At 38.4% G+C, this 18849-nt stretch carries 19 protein-coding genes and 1 tRNA gene; 8 read left to right on the forward strand and 12 right to left on the reverse strand.

Translation table 11 applies throughout. The features are described from left to right. From ACXPAV_RS10065 to ftsB, 11 genes are all read right to left on the reverse strand, one after another. The gene (locus tag ACXPAV_RS10065) at nucleotides 1–396 is read right to left on the reverse strand and encodes an ATP synthase subunit I (protein WP_039172400.1); all 396 of its coding nucleotides are present in this window, start codon (nucleotides 394–396) and stop codon (nucleotides 1–3) included. A 227-nt stretch (nucleotides 397–623) separates the two neighbouring features. Beyond that, nucleotides 624–1247, reverse strand: a complete 624-nt coding sequence (rsmG, locus tag ACXPAV_RS10070) for a 16S rRNA (guanine(527)-N(7))-methyltransferase RsmG (RefSeq protein ID WP_458004422.1) — start codon at nucleotides 1245–1247, stop codon at nucleotides 624–626. Nucleotide 1248: 1 nt separating this feature from the next. Continuing rightward, nucleotides 1249–3138, reverse strand: coding sequence for a tRNA uridine-5-carboxymethylaminomethyl(34) synthesis enzyme MnmG (gene mnmG / locus ACXPAV_RS10075; protein WP_458003391.1), 1890 nt, complete (start codon nucleotides 3136–3138; stop codon nucleotides 1249–1251). Between the two features lie 378 nt (nucleotides 3139–3516). Next, nucleotides 3517–3963 (reverse strand): FMN-binding protein MioC, encoded by a 447-nt coding sequence (mioC, locus tag ACXPAV_RS10080; RefSeq protein ID WP_458003392.1) that lies wholly within the window; start codon nucleotides 3961–3963, stop codon nucleotides 3517–3519. Nucleotides 3964–4038: 75 nt separating this feature from the next. Next, the gene (gene nlpD / locus ACXPAV_RS10085) at nucleotides 4039–5226 is read right to left on the reverse strand and encodes a murein hydrolase activator NlpD (protein WP_458003393.1); all 1188 of its coding nucleotides are present in this window, start codon (nucleotides 5224–5226) and stop codon (nucleotides 4039–4041) included. A gap of 22 nt (nucleotides 5227–5248) precedes the next feature. Further along, nucleotides 5249–5824, reverse strand: a complete 576-nt coding sequence (locus ACXPAV_RS10090) for a YqaA family protein (RefSeq protein WP_458003394.1) — start codon at nucleotides 5822–5824, stop codon at nucleotides 5249–5251. Next, a complete protein-coding gene (locus tag ACXPAV_RS10095) occupies nucleotides 5821–6444 on the reverse strand; it encodes a protein-L-isoaspartate(D-aspartate) O-methyltransferase (RefSeq protein ID WP_039172411.1) in 624 nt (207 codons plus the stop codon). Before ACXPAV_RS10095 ends, ACXPAV_RS10090 begins: the two co-directional genes overlap by 4 nt. A gap of 5 nt (nucleotides 6445–6449) precedes the next feature. Continuing rightward, complete coding sequence (gene surE / locus ACXPAV_RS10100; protein ID WP_458003395.1) at nucleotides 6450–7190, reverse strand: 5'/3'-nucleotidase SurE; 741 nt, start codon at nucleotides 7188–7190, stop codon at nucleotides 6450–6452. Nucleotides 7191–7231: 41 nt separating this feature from the next. Further along, nucleotides 7232–7717, reverse strand: a complete 486-nt coding sequence (gene ispF, locus ACXPAV_RS10105) for a 2-C-methyl-D-erythritol 2,4-cyclodiphosphate synthase (RefSeq protein WP_458003396.1) — start codon at nucleotides 7715–7717, stop codon at nucleotides 7232–7234. Further along, nucleotides 7714–8409 carry a 2-C-methyl-D-erythritol 4-phosphate cytidylyltransferase gene (gene ispD / locus ACXPAV_RS10110; protein WP_458003397.1) on the reverse strand — a complete coding sequence of 232 codons (696 nt, stop codon included), beginning with the start codon at nucleotides 8407–8409 and terminating at the stop codon, nucleotides 7714–7716. Before ispD ends, ispF begins: the two co-directional genes overlap by 4 nt. A gap of 14 nt (nucleotides 8410–8423) precedes the next feature. Beyond that, nucleotides 8424–8702, reverse strand: a complete 279-nt coding sequence (gene ftsB / locus ACXPAV_RS10115; protein WP_039136207.1) for a cell division protein FtsB — start codon at nucleotides 8700–8702, stop codon at nucleotides 8424–8426. A 182-nt stretch (nucleotides 8703–8884) separates the two neighbouring features. Between ftsB and fmt the strand changes: the two genes are divergently transcribed. The 6 genes from fmt (at nucleotide 8885) to ACXPAV_RS10145 (ending at nucleotide 15043) form a co-directional block, all read left to right on the forward strand. Continuing rightward, the gene (gene fmt, locus ACXPAV_RS10120; RefSeq protein WP_458003398.1) at nucleotides 8885–9841 is read left to right on the forward strand and encodes a methionyl-tRNA formyltransferase; all 957 of its coding nucleotides are present in this window, start codon (nucleotides 8885–8887) and stop codon (nucleotides 9839–9841) included. Nucleotides 9842–9852: 11 nt separating this feature from the next. Beyond that, complete coding sequence (gene rsmB, locus ACXPAV_RS10125) at nucleotides 9853–11175, forward strand: 16S rRNA (cytosine(967)-C(5))-methyltransferase RsmB (RefSeq protein ID WP_458003399.1); 1323 nt, start codon at nucleotides 9853–9855, stop codon at nucleotides 11173–11175. 5 nt (nucleotides 11176–11180) lie between these two features. After that, nucleotides 11181–12557: a Trk system potassium transporter TrkA gene (trkA, locus tag ACXPAV_RS10130; RefSeq protein WP_039169029.1), complete on the forward strand. Its 1377-nt coding sequence runs from the start codon at nucleotides 11181–11183 to the stop codon at nucleotides 12555–12557. A gap of 11 nt (nucleotides 12558–12568) precedes the next feature. Continuing rightward, nucleotides 12569–14011: a TrkH family potassium uptake protein gene (locus ACXPAV_RS10135; RefSeq protein WP_458003400.1), complete on the forward strand. Its 1443-nt coding sequence runs from the start codon at nucleotides 12569–12571 to the stop codon at nucleotides 14009–14011. Between the two features lie 88 nt (nucleotides 14012–14099). Next, nucleotides 14100–14501: a large-conductance mechanosensitive channel protein MscL gene (mscL, locus tag ACXPAV_RS10140; protein WP_039136217.1), complete on the forward strand. Its 402-nt coding sequence runs from the start codon at nucleotides 14100–14102 to the stop codon at nucleotides 14499–14501. An 11-nt stretch (nucleotides 14502–14512) separates the two neighbouring features. Continuing rightward, nucleotides 14513–15043 carry a TIGR00645 family protein gene (locus tag ACXPAV_RS10145; RefSeq protein ID WP_039136219.1) on the forward strand — a complete coding sequence of 177 codons (531 nt, stop codon included), beginning with the start codon at nucleotides 14513–14515 and terminating at the stop codon, nucleotides 15041–15043. 311 nt (nucleotides 15044–15354) lie between these two features. Here ACXPAV_RS10145 and ACXPAV_RS10150 read toward each other — a convergent pair. Then, a tRNA-Sec gene (locus ACXPAV_RS10150) sits at nucleotides 15355–15449 on the reverse strand. A gap of 99 nt (nucleotides 15450–15548) precedes the next feature. Between ACXPAV_RS10150 and selA the strand changes: the two genes are divergently transcribed. Both selA and selB read left to right on the forward strand, forming a co-directional pair. After that, nucleotides 15549–16940, forward strand: coding sequence for an L-seryl-tRNA(Sec) selenium transferase (gene selA / locus ACXPAV_RS10155; protein WP_458003401.1), 1392 nt, complete (start codon nucleotides 15549–15551; stop codon nucleotides 16938–16940). Then, the gene (gene selB / locus ACXPAV_RS10160; RefSeq protein WP_458003402.1) at nucleotides 16937–18775 is read left to right on the forward strand and encodes a selenocysteine-specific translation elongation factor; all 1839 of its coding nucleotides are present in this window, start codon (nucleotides 16937–16939) and stop codon (nucleotides 18773–18775) included. The genes selA and selB overlap by 4 nt, the downstream gene beginning before the upstream one ends. Nucleotides 18776–18849: the final 74 nt, after the last annotated feature.

An 18849-nucleotide genomic window follows, 5' to 3' on the forward strand; every position in this document is an offset into this window, starting at 1 on the left:
CTAGTTTATTACCTTGTTACTATTTCTTAAACGAAATAACAAGAAATTATTCAAAAAGATTACTCCCAAGTAACCACCGAATAATCCTAATGGTGACACTGTTTTATCAAAGACAAACAACATCACGAAAAACAAAATAGTTATACAAATTTTAAAAATTTCAGCTTGGTATAACACTTTAGCCTTATTTATTTGCGCTGTTTTTAATCCTTTAAAAATCAGAAAACCAACAAATAGAATTTGAGGAATCCAACCAATTAAAGCGCCGATTAAATAAGAAAAGGCATAATCCGGTTTAAAAAAATACATCCCAATAAAAACGACGGCAATAATCATTGCCATCGTTAAAAATATTTTTTTATAGAGCGTTTTTGTATGATTAATCCAAAAAGACATTGTTCAGATTCTATCCATATTTCAATTCACAAAACAAAACACAAATTGTTACTCTATGAATTGCTCTGAATTGAAGGAATTATCCCGTTTATGCACCACTCAATTATACGAGGACTATGATTTTATGCAATCGATTTAATACTATAAAAGTGTTACATAGTTAACATTTTTAATAAAAATTTTAACTTTTTGATTTCCTTTTTGCATAAAATCTCTTTTTGTTAAAATTATGCTACAATTTTTATTTTTACTAAATGCCTTTCTCCCACTAATTCTGGCACAGCTAACGTAACAACATCAATCACTTGAAAACGATTATTTAGCATTTTGACTTCTTCTGTTTGATATTGACCTTTTAACGCATAAAAAAAACCATTTTCATTCAGTAAATGCTGACACCATTGCGTCATATCAGATAAAGAAGCAAAAGCACGACTTAATACGCCATCAAACTTTTGCTCCGGTTGATACTCCTCAACACGACTTAAAACAGGTTCAACATTAGTCAGCTCCAATTCTCTCACTGCATTACGAATAAAACTGATGCGTTTACCTAAACTATCCAACAGATAGAACTTTTTATTCGGATTAGCAATCGCCAACGGTAAGCCAGGCAATCCCGGCCCAGTACCAACATCAATAAAACGTCTTCCAACCAAATAAGGGCTTACCACTAAACTATCTAAAATATGTTTTATTAACATCTCTTGCGGATCACGCACCGAAGTAAGGTTATATGCCTTATTCCACTTATGTAAAAGCTCCACTAATTTCACTAATTGAGACTTTTGCTGATCGGTCAAGGGAATATCGACAATTGACAATAATTGAGTCAGTTTTTCCAATAACATCTTACTCACCACGTTTCAACATTCCTTGCTTTTTCAAATAAACTAATAGAATTGAAATTGCTGCTGGAGTAATGCCGGAAATACGCGAAGCCTGTCCAATAGAAACAGGTCGATACTGTTCTAATTTAGATCTCACTTCATTAGATAAGCCAACAACAGCGGAATAATCAAATTCAGAAGGAATTAAAGTATTTTCGTGGCGTTTATGTCGTTCTATTTCTTCTTTTTGATGCTCAATATAACCTTGATATTTAATCGAAATCTCAACCTGTTCCACTGCCTCTTTATCTTGCATTGCCGGTTGGAAAGGGGTTAATTGACATAATTTTTCATAATCTATCTCCGGGCGGCGTAGCAGATCCTCACCGTTCGCTTCACGTATTAACGGAGAATTCAACACAGAATTGACTTCATCCAAATATTCAGAACGAGGATGAATCCAAATTTGTCTTAAACGTTGACGTTCAAGCTCAATATTTTCTAATTTTTGATTAAATCTTGCCCAACGTGCATCATCAATTAAACCAAGCTCACGTCCAATAGAAGTTAAACGCAAATCGGCATTATCTTCACGTAACAATAAACGATATTCCGCACGCGAAGTAAAGACACGATATGGTTCTTTCGTACCTAATGTGCAGAGATCATCAACCAATACACCGATATATGCTTGATCACGACGCGGATACCACGCCTCTTTGTCTTGTACGTGTAAACCGGCATTCAATCCCGCAAGAATACCTTGTGCCGCCGCTTCTTCATAACCTGTGGTGCCATTGATCTGTCCGGCAAAGAACAAACCGTTGATCGCTTTCGTTTCTAAAGAAGGTTTCAGATCTCTCGGATCAAAGAAATCATATTCAATCGCATAGCCCGGTTTAACAATTCGAGCATTTTCCAAACCTTGCATTGAGTTAACAATGCCCATTTGCACATCAAACGGTAGACTGGTAGAAATGCCGTTTGGATAGATCTCATTGCTAGTTAATCCTTCTGGTTCTAAAAAGATCTGATGGCCATTTCGATCACCGAACCGCATTACTTTGTCTTCTATCGAAGGGCAATACCGTGGACCAACCCCTTCAATGATCCCTGTGTACATTGGGCTGCGATCTAAATTAGCACGAATAATATCGTGTGTTTTAAGATTAGTATGAGTGATGTAGCAAGGCACTTGTTGTGGATGTTCATCAACACTTCCCATATAGGAAAATACCGGTAAAATCTCATCACCGTGTTGCTGTTTTAGCACGGAAAAATCGATAGTTCTTGCATCAAGACGCGGTGGAGTACCAGTTTTTAATCTAGCTACGCGCAGATCAAGATCACGAAGACGTTCTGCTAAACGAACGGATGCAGGATCTCCGGCACGTCCACCTTCATAATGATCAAGACCAATGTGAATTTTACCTGCTAAGAAAGTACCTGCTGTTAATACCACTGCTTTAGCCTTAAATGTTAATCCCATTTTAGTATTAACACCGCTTACGTGACCATTTTCAATAAGAATATCAGTTACTTCTTGTTGAAAAAGATCTAAATTAGGCTGCCGTTCTAAAGCCGTTCTAACCGCCTGACGATATAAAACACGATCTGCCTGAGCTCTAGTTGCTCTTACAGCAGGCCCTTTACTACTATTTAATGTTCTGAACTGAATTCCTGCTTGGTCAGTAGCGTGAGCCATTAAACCGCCTAAAGCATCGATCTCTTTTACTAAATGTCCTTTACCGATCCCTCCGATTGCGGGATTACAGGACATTTGCCCTAAAGTATCTATATTATGTGTGATTAATAATGTTTTTAGACCCATTCTTGCCGGGGCGAGAGCTGCTTCTGTACCAGCGTGGCCCCCACCGACAACAATGACATCATATTGATTTGGATAAAGCATAAAAAACCTAAAATTTGAAAATTAATTTGTGATAAGAAAATTTGATTATTTTAACTGAATTTTGAGGATCTGTTAAAATTTAATTTTTAAGATCACAATGAATGATCACTAATAATAGAACAGATCTCTATATAGAGATCTTTTTATTATTGTTATTATTAGTAGCTTAGATCCTTGTGAGAAAGTTTGTTTTTCATAAAGATCTTAATGAGTTAAGATCCTTATGAAACTGTGAAGATCATTAGCGAAAGTGTGATCTTTTTTGTGGATAAAGTGCTTTTTTTTCCACAGGTGATCTAATTTATAAAATTATATTCAGCAATAAAACAGTTTATATAATGGAAATTCATCAGTTTATCCACAGGCGATCACGACAGATCAGGCAAAATTATTAAGCAAATTTGGCAGCCATTGTTCCGCTTCAGTTTCCGGATCGATACAAACTGACATATCAATTCGCAGTGAAGGACAGATCTTTACGGCGTGACATTGTGTAAGCTCGGTTTCAACCCGATCTACTGCAAAACAGAAAGTGTCGTAATCACTGTTTCCTAAACCGACCACAGCAAAACGCAGATCGGAAAGATCTGGATTTTCTTCATTAATCTGTTCAAAAAGCGGTTGTAAATTATCGGGTAAATCACCAGCACCGTGTGTAGAAGTGACTATCAGCCAGTTTTTATCCTCGATCACTTGATTTAACTCATTAGGGCCGTGAAATAAATTGGTTTTGAAACCTTGTTGCTGTAAACAGTCTTCTAAATGTTCAGCTACATACTCCGCACCGCCTAAAGTACTGCCGCTGATAATTGTGATTTTTTTCATTAAAAAACTCCTTAAGGTTAGCGTCGTTATTTTTTTGCAATAAAAAACGGTATCTTTGCGATACCGTTTGTCATTTTAGTTTCTTGGTAGGTAATTGGTTGGGTTGACCGATTTGCCTTTATAACGAATCTCAAAGTGTAATTTAACACTATTGGTTCCGGAACTTCCCATTTTTGCGATCTGTTGCCCCGCCGTCACCTGTTGCTGATCTTTTACTAAGATAGATTCATTGTGGGCATAAGCACTGAGATAATCATCATTGTGTTTAATAATGATCAAGTTACCATAGCCACGCAATGCATTGCCGGCATAAACAACATGTCCGGGTGCGGCCGCATAAACGGCTTGACCTCGAGAACCTCCAATGTCGATCCCTTTATTGCCGCCATCACTGTTGGAAAAGCCTTGAATAATATTGCCTTTTGTCGGCCAAATCCAAGTGATGTTACTGTTATTAACGGCAACAGGCTCAATATTACGTGGTGCTTGGTTAACGGTGTTAGTTGGCTGCGGTTCAACCGGAACGGTATTGACGGAATTGTTGCTGGTTGTCTGCATTGTACCAGCAGTAGATTTAATTGGACCAATTACTGTGCCGTCAGAGCCGTAAGCTGTACCGTTTGGACCCGGTGTGTAAGTGACAGCTGGTTGTGTCGGTGCGGTAGCAGCTGTTGTAGTTGATGCAGTAGTTGTGGTCGCTGCAATAGTTTCATTGCTTTCCGCCGCATTGTTACTAATACGTAATTTTTGACCGACACTTAATTTATAAGGTTCGGGAATATGATTTAATGCCGCCAATTCACGCACATCCATACCGGAAATATAGGCAATTAAGAACATTGTATCGCCTTTACGTACAGTATAACTGTCGCCTTTATAGAAACCTTTATCTATTTTGCTATAGTCAGGTGCATTGGTTTGTGGATTGCGTGGAATAGTGAAATCTTGAGAAACAGCTTTTTTCGTAGCTGGTTTTGTTACCGGTTGAGGTGCTGGTGTTGGCGCTGAAACAGGTTGTGGTTGTTGATAAGTTGGTTGAGTTTGCACTGGCTGAGTTTGTGTTTGTGGTGCCGCCATCATATCGGAAGGCATTTGTTGTTGTTGTACCTGTGGTTCCCAGTTGGAATTTGCACTATTACTGACGGACTGCATAATTCCCGGTGTTAATGTACCATCAACATCTTCGACAGGAGCAGAATTATTACTGCTACAACCTGCAAGCACGGCAGCAACGACGGGGATAAGTAAAAAAGATTGTTTCATAAATATTCCTATTAAAATTTTGCTACTTTAAGAGAAAATAGGCACAGATTGCTAATACTACAACGCCCCAGCCAATGATTTCAATATAATTGCGTAATTGTGCGGCAAATCGTTCTCCGCCCCAAGCGGATAATTTTGCCACTAAAAGAAAACGAGCGGTGCGGGAAATAAATGCAGTTGCAACAAACGGCAAGAAAGCCATTTGCATTACACCAGCACAAATGGTAAACACTTTATAGGGGATTGGCGAAAAGCCGGCAACGAAAACCACTAAAATACCCCATTTTTCAAACCAAGATACAGCTGTGTTCCAATGTGATTGATATCCCCAAAGAGCAATATAATCTTTAATAAAATCAAAAGCATAATAGCCAACAGCATAACCGATTATACCGCCGATAGTTGAAGCTAAACCACAATAAATAGCATAACGCAAAGCTTTTTGTGGTTTTGACATCGACATTGGCACCAACATCACATCCGGAGGAATAGGAAAAAAAATAGCTTCAATGAAGCTAACTAATAATAACCAATAAACGGCAAATTTATGTTTCGACCATTGCATTGTTTTGTCATACATTCGGCCAAACAGATTCATAAAGTATCTCCTTTTACTAATGGCACAAATTTAACTTTTTCAATATTTTCAATCTGATATTTATCATTAATACGCGTAATACGTTGCAAAACTTGTTGCTCTTCTCCTACCGGCAAAACGAGTCGCCCGCCATCCGACAACTGTTGTAATAATGCAGTTGGTATAGTTGATGGCGCAGCGGTAACGATAATCGCATTAAATGGTGCTTGTCCAGCTAAACCTTCCCAGCCATCGCCGTGTTTTAAGCGAATATTATGTAATTCTAATTTTTTAAAACGGTGCATTGCCTGCCACTGCAAGGATTTAATTCTTTCTACACTAAAGATCTGTTGTGCCAATTTGGCTAAAATTGCGGTTTGATAACCACTGCCGGTGCCGATTTCCAACACTTTATCGGTCGATTGTAATTGCAGCAATGCTGTCATTTTTGCCACGATATAGGGTTGTGAAATGGTTTGTCCATCACCAATCGGCAACGGCATATCTTCGTAACTGTGTTGACGGAAGACCTCCTCAATAAAGAAAGGACGAGGAACTTCATAGATCGCTTGTAAAACTCGTTGATCGTGAATACCACGATGATAGAGTTCATTAACCAAACGTTGTTGTTCAACAGACATAATGATTATCCTAAATTAATCCACTCTTGTACTGCAGCTAGAGAATGATGAGCGGTCATATCTGTCTGTATTGGCGTAATAGAAACAAAACCATTGGCAACAGCGTGAAAATCAGTGCCTTCATCGGCATATTCCGGCAGACTGGACAGACCTAACCAGTAAATAGCTTCGCCACGAGGATCAATTTGTTTAATAATTTCTCCCTCACTGGCACGGTAACCAAGTTTGGTCACTTTTGTGCCTTTTAATTGATCATAAGGCAGATCAGGGACATTGATATTTAAAATTTCACGACGACGCAATAGATGAGAGTGTAATTTCGGAATTAGATCACAAACCACTTTAGCGGCGGTGTCGTAATGTTGTCTGCCGTCAAGTGATACTGCAATAGCAGGTAAACCTAAATGGCGACCTTCAAAGGCGGCGGCAACCGTACCCGAATAGAGAATATCATCGCCAAGATTGCAACCAGCATTAATACCGGATACCACTAAATCGATTTTACCGGCAAGCAAATAATTCATCGCTAAATAAACGCAATCCGCAGGCGTGCCGTTAACACAATAGTCGCCATTATCAATTTGGCGTGGACGCAACGGTTCAACCAGAGTGAGTGCAGAAGACGCAGCACTTCGATTGCGATCAGGAGCAACAATAATAACATTGGCAAAAGTACGTAAATAGGAAGCTAAAGTTTGAATGCCTTCAGCGTGAAAGCCATCATCATTACTTAATAAAATATTCATTATATGCTCCTTTTTCTTTCTGAATATAAATGAGGAATAATCTAAAGAGTTTTGTGCAATAAAGCAACAGCTTCGCAAGCAATCCCTTCACCACGACCGGTAAAGCCAAGTTTTTCAGTGGTAGTGGCTTTAACATTGACTTGATTAATATCGCATTGCAAATCTTGAGCAATATTGGCTCGCATTTGATCAATATGAGGTCGCATTTTCGGGGCTTGAGCAATAATGGTGACATCCACATTTCCGATATAGTAGCCAAGTTGTTGAATTTGGCGAAATGCTTCCTTTAATAATTCTCGACTGTCCGCACCTTTATATGCCATATCGGTATCCGGGAACAGTTTACCAATATCGCCTAATGCAGCGGCACCGAGTAAGGCATCGGTTAGTGCGTGCAGTGCAACATCGCCGTCTGAATGAGCTAACAAACTTTTGGCATAGGGAATTTTAACGCCACCAAGGATGACAAAACCCTTGCCGTCATCAGTAAAGGCGTGAACATCAAAACCGTGACCGATTCTTATCATTGTTTTTCCTCTTTTTGTTGTTGCAGTAAATAAAATTCGGCTAATGCCAGATCTTCCGGACGGGTAATTTTGATATTATCGCTGCGACCGGAAACTAATTGCGGATAATCACCGATTAACTCCAGTGCAGAGGCTTCATCGGTAACACTTAACCCTTGTTGATGAGCATATTGCAACGCTTGTTTTAAACGTTGTGCCGGGAAAAATTGTGGCGTTAATGCGTGCCATAAACGGGATCGATCTTCCGTTTTTTCAATCTGCTGTCGGTTTGGAAAAGCTTTTTTGATGGTGTCGACAACCGGTTTAGCCAGAATAGCTCCCTGAGGATTGGTGATCGCACATAATTTATCTAAATCCTGATGGGTAATGCAGGGTCTGGCAGCATCGTGTACCATCACCCAAACATCTTCATCAACAGTTTTTAAGGCATTTAATACTGACTGATCGCGACTGTCACCGCCAATTACCCATTTGATTTTTGGATGATTTTTTAACGGAAATTGGGAAATATAGGGATCTTCAGCGGCAACAGCGACAATAATTTTTTCAATTGCAACATAAGTGAGAAGTTTTTCCAATGTGTGTTGCAAAATGGTTTTGCCGAGCAAAGAGAGATACTGCTTTGGGCAGTTGCTTTGCATACGACTGCCAACACCGGCAGCAGGGACAATAGCAAATATTCGACGAATCATTAACGAATGCTCCTTTATTTTTCAGATTTTAAGATACGATAAAAAGTTTCATTCGGTTTGACCATTTCATAATTTCTGCGAGCACGTTCTTCAACCGCCGCAAAACCCTGTTTTAAATCTTGTGTTTCCGCTTTTGCTTCTTGGTTAATTTGGCTCTGTTTTTCATTGATGCTTTTCTGTTGACTGATTTCTGTTATTGTTTGTTTATAAGTTTTATAACCGGAATCACCGAACCAAAAGTTATAAATTGAAATTAATAATAATGAGAATAAAGCGATAGTTAATAAACGCATAAAACGAAAAAAGCTAGCGAAAATGAATAGTGCATAGTTTACCTTGAATTACATCACAATACGACATTTAATCTCGTAAACGAGAGGGATAGATAATTAACGATTTTATTTCATAAACCCCTAAGGTAAGATAACCAATTTATTTTAACGATAAAACAGAATTGATATTTAGGTGCAAATTGATGAAACCTTTAAAAATTATTTTTGCCGGCACGCCCGATTTTGCGGCAAAACATTTGCAGGCGTTATTAGACTCTCAACATCAGGTGATTGCGGTTTATACTCAGCCAGACAAACCGGCGGGACGAGGTAAAAAATTACAACCAAGTGCAGTTAAGCAGTTGGCATTGGCTCATAATCTATCTGTTTTTCAACCGAAATCACTACGTAAAGAAGAGGCTCAACAGCAATTAGCACAATTAAATGCTGATGTAATGGTAGTGGTAGCTTATGGGTTAATTTTACCGAAAGCAGTGTTGGAGATGCCTCGTTTGGGTTGTTTAAATGTTCACGGTTCATTATTGCCTCGTTGGCGAGGTGCTGCGCCGATTCAACGTGCGATTTGGGCAGGCGATGACCAAACTGGTGTCACCATTATGCAGATGGATGAAGGTTTAGATACTGGTGATATGTTGTATAAAGTAAGTTGTGAAATCAGCAAGGATGAAACTTCCGCATCGTTATATCAAAAGTTAGCTACATTGGCACCAAAAGCATTAATTGAGGTGTTGGATCATTTAGATGAGGGCAAATATCCGCCACAAGCGCAACAAAATGAATTCAGCAATTATGCCGAAAAATTAAGTAAAGAAGAGGCAAAATTGGATTGGTCATTGCCGGCAGCTCAGATTGAACGTTGCATTCGAGCATTTAATCCGTGGCCGATTAGTTGGTTGGAAACAACGGATGCTCAAGGTAATAAACAAATATTGAAAGTTTATCAAGCCACTGTGTTGCCACATCAAAATCAAACAGCTGGCACTGTGTTGCAGGTAAATAAACAGGGAATACGGATTGCTACTGCTGATGGTGTATTGAATATTACACAATTACAGCCGGCAGGTAAGAAACCGATGACAGTGCAAGATTTCCTTAATGGACGCAGTGATTGGTTTGAAGTCGGAAAACAACTTGATTAAGTGAGCCAGAAATGAAACCTCAATTATCTAAAAAAATGCCGTTGCGAGCGGTGATGGCTGAAGTGATATTGCAAGTGTTGGATCAAGGAAAATCACTCTCTTCATTATTACCGGAGGCACAACAACGTGTTTCCCTACAGGATATGGGATTGTTACAGGAAGTTTGTTTTGGTATCTGTCGTGTTTTACCAAGACTGGAACGGATTATCGGTAAATTGGTGACTAAACCTTTAAAAGGAAAAACTCGCATTGTTCATTGTCTGTTATTAGTGGGGTTGTATCAGTTACTTTATACCCGTATTCCGGCACACGCCGCAGTCGATGAAGTAGTAAAAGCAACCAAAGTATTAAAAGTGGAGAGCTTTCGTGGCTTGGTCAATGGTGTAATGCGTCATTTTTTGCGAGAGCAAGAGTCGATTTTGGCGGTGATTGATAAACATTGGCAAACTTTGCATCCGGAATGGTTGGTGAATCTACTGAAATCTTATTATCCGCAAAATTGGCGACAGATTGTTGAAGAAAATAATCAAAAACCGCCGATGTGGTTACGCGTTAATCAACAATATTGTAGTACTGAACAGTATCAACAGTTATTAGCACAACAACAAATTGCCAGTGAAGTATCACAACTACCTTCTGCTTTGCGTTTACAAAACGCCATTTCAGTGGAGCAGTTGCCTAATTTTGAACAGGGCTGGGTAAGCGTTCAGGATTGTCACGCACAATGGGCAGCATTGCTATTAGATGGGCAGAATAATGAAACGATATTGGATGCTTGTGCTGCACCAGGCGGAAAGACAACGCATATTTTAGAATTAGCACCACAAGCAGTAGTCACTGCTTTGGATGTTGATGTTGGTCGTTTGCAACGAGTTGAGCAGAATTTGCAACGCCTCAATCAGCACGCAAACGTGATTTGCGGTGATGCATCACAGCCGCAACAATGGTTGCAGGATGATGCAATGTTTGATCGTATTTTATTGGATGCACCTTGTTCGGCAACCGGTGTGATTCGTCGTCATCCAGACATCAAATGGTTGCGACAGCCGAGTGATATAGAGCAGTTGGTTGCATTACAAAAACAGATTTTGGAGGCCTTATGGCAACGACTAAAAGTAAATGGTGTTTTACTTTATGCGACTTGTTCTATTTTGCCACAGGAAAATAGTGAGCAGATTCGGGTTTTTTTAGCAACACATTCCGATGCAAAATTAGTACCTGTTGATTTAGGAGAGCAGGGTATAGATACCGAATTTGGTTTTCAATGTTTTCCTCATCAACAAGGCGGAGATGGTTTCTTTTATGCCAAATTAGTGAAACAAGCTGAAAGGTAAGAAGGGTGAAAATTATCATATTGGGGGCCGGTCAGGTTGGCGGCACGTTAGCAGAGAATTTGGTTAGCGAAGATAACGAAATCACGTTAGTAGATAATGATATTGAACGATTGAATCGTTTGCAGGATAAGCACGATTTACGTGTCGTTCACGGTAATGCATCATCGCCACGTACTCTACGTGAAGCAGGGGCTACTGATGCAGATATGCTGGTGGCGGTTACCAGTTCGGATGAAGTAAATATGGTAGCTTGTCAGGTGGCTTATACGCTATTTAAAGTTCCGACAAAAATTGCGCGTATCCGAAATGCTGAATATATTCGTGAAAAAGATAAACTGTTTAAGAATGAAGTTTTGCCTATTGATCATATTATTTCACCAGAGCAGTTGGTTATTGATGATATTGCCCGTTTGGTGAATTATCCCGGTACTTTGCAAGTAGCCAATTTTGCTGACGGACTGATTAGTTTAGCCGTGGTGAAAGCTTATTACGGTGGACCTTTGGTTGGCTACTCCATTTCAATGTTACAGGAACATTTGCCACATATTGATGCACGTGTTGTATCTATTTGGCGCCAAGATAAAGTGATTAGACCGCAAGGTTCAACCATTATTGAAGCGGGCGATGAAGTGACTTTTATTTGTGCCAGTCAGCACATCCGTGCGGTGATGAGTGAATTGCAACGCTTAGAGAAAAATTATCGCCGCATAATGATTGTCGGCGGTGGTAATGTCGGTTCCGGCTTGGCAAGAACATTGGAAAATGATTACAGTGTCAAGTTGGTGGAGCGTAATCAGAAGCGGGCGGAAATGTTGGCGGAGAGATTATCAAAAACCATTGTTTTTTGTGCTGATGCTTCTGATCAGGCGTTTCTGTTTGAAGAACATATTGAAAATATTGATGCATTTATTGCCTTAACCAGTGATGATGAAGCCAATATTATGGCATCACTGTTGGCAAAACGGTTGGGAACAAAAAAAGCGATTGCTTTAATCCAACGTATTGCTTATCTGCATTTGGTACAGGGCGGCACGATCGATATTGCCATTTCACCGCAACAGGCGACTGTTTCGGCACTGTTAAGTTATGTCAGAAAAGGCGATATTGTGAATGTTACCGTATTAAGGCGTGGTGTGGCTGAAGTAATTGAAATTATTGCTCACGGTAATGTACAAACTTCACAAGTTATTGGACGTGAGTTGAAAAAAATCAAAATTCCGCAAGGCGTGATCATCGGGGCAGTTAGTCGTAACGGTGAAGTGTTAATTGCCAATGAGGAGTTGATGATTGAAGAAAATGATCACGTTATTTTGTTCTTGCAAGATAAAAAGTATATTGCCGAAGTGGAAAAATTATTCCAACCAAGTCCGTTCTTTATCTAAAAGGTAAAACTATGTTTAATCGACTATTTATTCTTTACATTTTAGGTTCAGTGCTTTCTAAAATTGCGTGGTTGATGATTATTCCGTTAATCGTAACCTTTTTTCATAATGGTGATGGTTTAATTGGTTTTTTAATCTGTATCAGCATCACTCATTTTGTCTCTTTTATTTTAACGCGTAAAAAACCGCAAGATATGCGCCTACGCGTGAAAGATATGCTGTTGTTGACGACACTGATTTGGGTGATTAGTTGTGTTTTCAGTGCCTTGCCGTTCATTGTGATCAGTGATTTTAGTTTTACTGATGCCTATTTTGAAACTGTTTCTGGTTTGACAACTACAGGTTCCAGCATTATTGTTGATGTGAGCGATACTTCTCCTGCACTATTGATGTGGCGTTCTACAATGCAATGGTTAGGTGGTTTGGGCTTTATTGTGATGGCGGTTGCGGTGTTGCCGTTCTTAAATGTGGGGGGAATGACATTGTTCCGAACCGAGTCTTCTGATAAATCCGATAAAATTTTGCCACAAGCGAGAGACATTGCTAAAAGTATTATCCAAATTTATCTCTCTTTAACTGTTATTTGTCTATTTTGTTATATGTGGTCGGAAATGGATTTTTTTGATGCAATTAATCACGCCTTTACCACGATTGCAACCGGCGGATTTTCGACACGCAGTGGCTCAATGAGTGAATTTAACAGTAATACACAATGGATTTGTACGGTATTTATGTTTATCGGCTCACTACCGTTCTTATTAATGGTGCAGGCAATTCATCGGCGAAATATTTTGGTGTTATTCCGTGATCAGCAATTAATGGGATTTACTCTATTTGTTTTTATTGTCGCCTTATTTACTGCCGCGTGGCTCAATTATGAGAATGTATTTAATTGGCAGGATAGTCTGCGTTATGCTTTTTTTAATTTAATTAATATTATGTCCACTTGTGGCTTTAGTTTAGGTAATTTTGATACTTGGACGGCAACCACAACAATGATATTTACCGTCGCTTTTATTTTAGGAGGGTGTTCAGGCTCAACTACCGGTGGAATTAAGATATTCCGTTTTCAAATAATGTTCCAAGTATTAAAACATCAAATATTAAGATTGATTCACCCAAATAGTATTTCCGCTGTACATTATAATCGCCATACGGTATCAAATGAAACAGTGTTTGGGATTGTAGGATTTATCTTCAGTTACTTTATGATTATGGCTGTATTAGCAGTGTTAATGGCAATTTCAGGAATGAATTTTGAAAGTGCGTGGAGTGCGGCTGCAACAGCAATCAGTAATGTTGGACCGGGATTTGGTAATGAAGTGGGAGCCAGTGGTAGTTTTGCTAATATTCCGACAGTAGCAAAATGGCTGATGATTTTAGGAATGTTATTGGGACGACTTGAAATTATGACAATTCTTATTTTATTGTTTCCTAATTTTTGGAAAAAATAGTTAAAAATATTTGTATCACATTTTCAATAAAAATATAATGTGCGCCGTTTTAACATTTGATTATTAATTTTAGATTGGAAGTATAAAAATGAGTTTTTTTAAAGAATTCCGTGAGTTTGCAATGCGTGGTAATGTCGTTGATATGGCTGTCGGGGTTATTATCGGCGGTGCATTTGGTAAAATTGTAAGCTCTTTAGTTGGTGATGTTGTAATGCCGATTATCGGTTTATTGGTAGGCGGAGTTGATTTTAAAGATCTTAAAATTATTTTGCGCGGACCGGTCGGTGATATACCAGCAGTGACCTTAAATTATGGTATGTTTATTCAAACTGTTTTTGATTTCATTATTATTGCATTTGCTATTTTTGTTGCAATTAAAGCGATGAATAAATTAAAACGTGAAAAACCGGTAGAAGAACCAAAACCTGCTGAACCAAGCGCAGAAGAAAAATTATTAACCGAAATTCGTGATTTATTAAAAAATAAATAATTAAGGATTTTATGCAACAAGAACAAACAACTCCAAAACCAAATGCGATTGCTAAATTGATTTTTGCCAGTAGATGGGTTCAATTGCCGATCTATCTTGGTTTAATCGTGGTACAGATTATTTATGCCTTTAAATTTTTGAAATCACTTTGGCATTTGATAGTAAATCTTAATCAAATGGATGAAAACACCATAATGTTAGCAGTGTTGAATCTGATTGATGTGGTTATGATTGCCAACTTATTGGTGATGGTGTTGGTTGGCGGTTATGAAACTTTTGTTTCTAAATTAAATACTGATAATCATCCGGATCAACCGGAATGGTTGGATCACGTTAATGCTTCAGTGTTGAAAGTGAAGTTATCAATGGCGATAATTAGTATTTCCTCTATTCATATGTTGCAGACATTTATTAATGCGGCTAATTTGCCGGAAAAACAGGTTATGTGGCAATTGTTTTTACATCTCGGTTTCTTAGCATCAGCATTGGCGGTGGCATATACTGATAGGATTTTATATAACACAACGCATAAACAGCATTAATAATGATAGATGTACTTTTAAAATTCTTCTAAGATATAAACTAAACCTACATTTTGAAGTCAGTTCATTTTGTAGGTTTTTTTGTAGAATTGTCAAACCAAGTACAATACCTTATGAAAAAACTTCATAAGGTGTTCTGAGTTACTCCATTGATTTATTCTCTTACTGTTTTGGGAAATTTTCCTGTATTAGCCCATTGCTGTTCTCATCAATAATGTTTAATTGGGTTTTTTCCACGATATTCTTCGTTCTAGCGAGCTTTAAAAATAAAATGGTACTATCAGCTTATTAAGATATGTTAATGAAATTAATGGCGGAGAGTCATAGGAGTTGAACCTACCCAAGACTGCTGGCAGCCTTAACAGGATTTGAAGTCCTGCCGCCTCACCGGAAACGACGACTCTCCCGAGAGTGTAAGATATGTAACAAAAGTGTACTCATTGTACTGAATTTTTCTGATAAAAACAGTATTATTTATTTTATTTTCAATAATTAGGAATCTGTTATGTCAGGATTTTACCGACAACTTCCCTCTATTGATCGTTTACTGAAAACCGAAAACGGTATACTTCTTCTGGAAGAGTATGGACATAGCGCAACGGTTTCAGCAATGCGTAATTTTTTACAGCAAGCAAGGGAGTTCATTAAAATATCGGCACAATTACCGTCGTTTTGTGTAGATGATCAGGCTTTTTTGCGACAAGTGGAATTATCGTTACAACAGCAACGGCAAGTTGCTATTCAGCCGGTGCATAATTTAACCGGAACGGTGCTACATACGAATTTAGGTAGGGCTATTTGGGCGGAATCGGCACAACAGGCGGCACTACAGGCGATGCGACAAAATGTGGCATTAGAGTTTGATTTGCAACAAGGTAAGCGTGGACATCGTGATGAAGCAATAAGTGAGTTGTTAGTACGTTTGACAGGTGCAGAAGCTGCTTGTGTTGTGAATAATAATGCAGCAGCAGTGTTGTTAATGTTAGCGACTTTTGCAAAGGATAGAGAAGTTATTATTTCGCGTGGTGAGCTGATCGAAATTGGTGGTGCTTTCCGTATTCCCGACATTATGCAACAGGCAGGTTGTAAGCTAGTAGAGGTTGGTACAACAAATCGTACACACTTGCGTGATTATGCACAAGCAATCAATGAAAATACTGCTTTTTTATTGAAGGTGCATAGCAGTAATTATCAAATTGTCGGTTTTACTAATAGTGTTAGTGAAGAAGAGTTAGTACAGTTGGGGAAAAATAAAAATATTCCAGTAATTACTGATTTAGGTAGTGGAGCGTTGATCGATTTTCGTAATTATGGTTTGCCATACGAACCACAAGTACAACAGAAAGTGATGGCGGGAGTGGATTTAATCTCATTTTCTGGTGACAAATTATTGGGTGGGCCACAGGCAGGCATTATTGTCGGCAAAAAAGTATTGATTGAGCAATTACAACAACATCCGTTAAAACGAGTGTTGCGTTGTGATAAGGTGATTTTAAGTGCATTGGAAGCAACGTTACGCTTATATCTCGAGCCAGAAAAGTTACCTAAATCATTGCCGACATTAAATGCTTTAACAAAAACTATAGAAGAATTACAAACGCAGGCGCAACAATTATTACAAATGTTACAGGTAAAGTTCGGAGATCGCTTTTATTTAATGATAGAATCTTCTGTTGCTCAAATTGGTAGTGGGGCGCAACCAATGACAAAAATTGATTCTTTAGCGGTAACTTTGCAGGCAAAATCGGCGAAAAGCGAAGATTTATATCAATTAATGACAATACTTAAGTCATTATCGCAACCTATTATCGGTCGTGTTGAAAATAATAAATTATGGTTAGATTTGCGTAGTGTAGCACGAATAGAAACATTATTAACAACGGTAAATGAATTATGATTATAGTCACGGCGGGACACGTTGATCACGGAAAAACTGCTTTACTTCAAGCATTGACAGGCACTAATGCTGATCGCCTTCCGGAAGAGAAAAAACGGGGAATGACGATTGATCTTGGTTATGCTTATTTGCCAATCGGTGATCGTGTTCTTGGTTTTATTGATGTGCCGGGACACGAAAAATTTCTCTCTAATATGTTGGCAGGATTGGGGGGTGTAGATTATGCAATGTTGATGGTGGCGGCAGATGAAGGCATTAAGCCACAGACTATTGAACATTTAACCTTACTGTATTTATTGCAGTTTAAACAAATTTTAATTGTTATTACAAAAGCGGATCGTGTTGATTCTAAGCTAATTGAGCAATTATTGCAGAAAATTCGCAAGCAATTTCCATTCTTAGCTCAAAATCCTGCATTTATCACTTCCGCTTATTCAGGTCAGGGTATTGATAAGTTAAAGCAGTATTTATTGAAACTGGAAAATCTGAGTGATCAAAATAAACCGTTCCGTTATGCAATAGATCGCGTATTTACTTTAAAAGGTGCTGGATTAGTAGTAACTGGAACTGTATTCAGTGGTGAGGTGTCAGTAGGTGATGAACTTTATCTTTCTTGTGCACAACAGAAGGTTAGGGTTAAAAGCATTCACGCTCAAAATCAGAATTCGTCAAAAGGGGTTGCCGGGCAACGTGTGGCATTAAATCTTGCTACTGAATTAGGCAAAGATGAGATTAAACGTGGAGATTGGCTTAGTAGTTTAGAAACAATGCCTTTTAGTGACAGAATAACGATTAAATTAAAACCAAATCAGGTTTTAAATGACAGTCAGGCGGTGCATATTTATTATGCGGCAAATCATACAATTGGCAAATTTACTCGATTGATCAATGGTGAAAATGATTTAGTTGAATTGGTAATGGATAAACCGTTGTTGATGGCGAGTGGTGATAAATTGATTTTGCGTAATGCTGATGATCAGCAGACATTAGCTGGTGCAACAGTATTGGAGATTAACTCTCCGAAACGGCATAAACGTACGCCGGAACGGTTGAGTTATCTGCAATCGTTATTACAGTGTACAAACAGTATTGAAAGGATCAAATTCTATCTTAAAAATCAGACATTGGAAGTTGCTCATTTACAATGGATAGAGCAGTTGACTTCTAGCCAGTTACGACAATTACAACAGCAACAACATTTGTTTTTATACCGTGATCAGGTATTTTCCTTGAATTACCAACAGCAACAACAAAAAGTGTTATTACAGCATTTGGCTCAGTTTCACGAGCAACATCAAGATCAATTAGGAGTTAGTAAGGCACGTTTATGGCGAATGAGTGCCTTGCAACAACCGAAGATATTAATTTTCCATTTTATTGATCAATTAGTAGCACAGCAGCAGATGCTGCAAGCCAATGGTTGGCTACATTTACCTGAACATCAGATTAGTTTTACTTCACAGGAACAGCAGCTTTGGCAAGCGGTGGAGGCGGAATTTACGAAAACCACACAACCTATTTGGGTGCGTGATATGGCAAAAATTTTATCGTTAGATGAACAGGAGATGCGCTGTTTTATGTATAAAGCAGGAAAAATGGGATTATTGATTCCAATTGTGAAGGATCGATTTTTCCGTCAGCAAGATATTCAGCGTTTTGCACAATGGTTAAAAGTTTACCTTCGTCAATATCAACAGATTTCGGTAAATGAGGTTCGGGATCAGCTCGGGTTTGGACGTAAATTATCGGTACAGTTAGTAGAATATTTTGATCGTTCCGGATTTTTACGACGAAAAGGAAACTTTCATTTATTAAGAGATGAAGATGCTTTTTAATAAAATAAGCGTAATAGTTAACAACAGGTACAAATAATATTTAATTTGTCCTATAATTACGCGATTTTTAAATT

The sequence above is a fragment of the Gallibacterium sp. ZY190522 genome, from assembly GCF_054166015.1.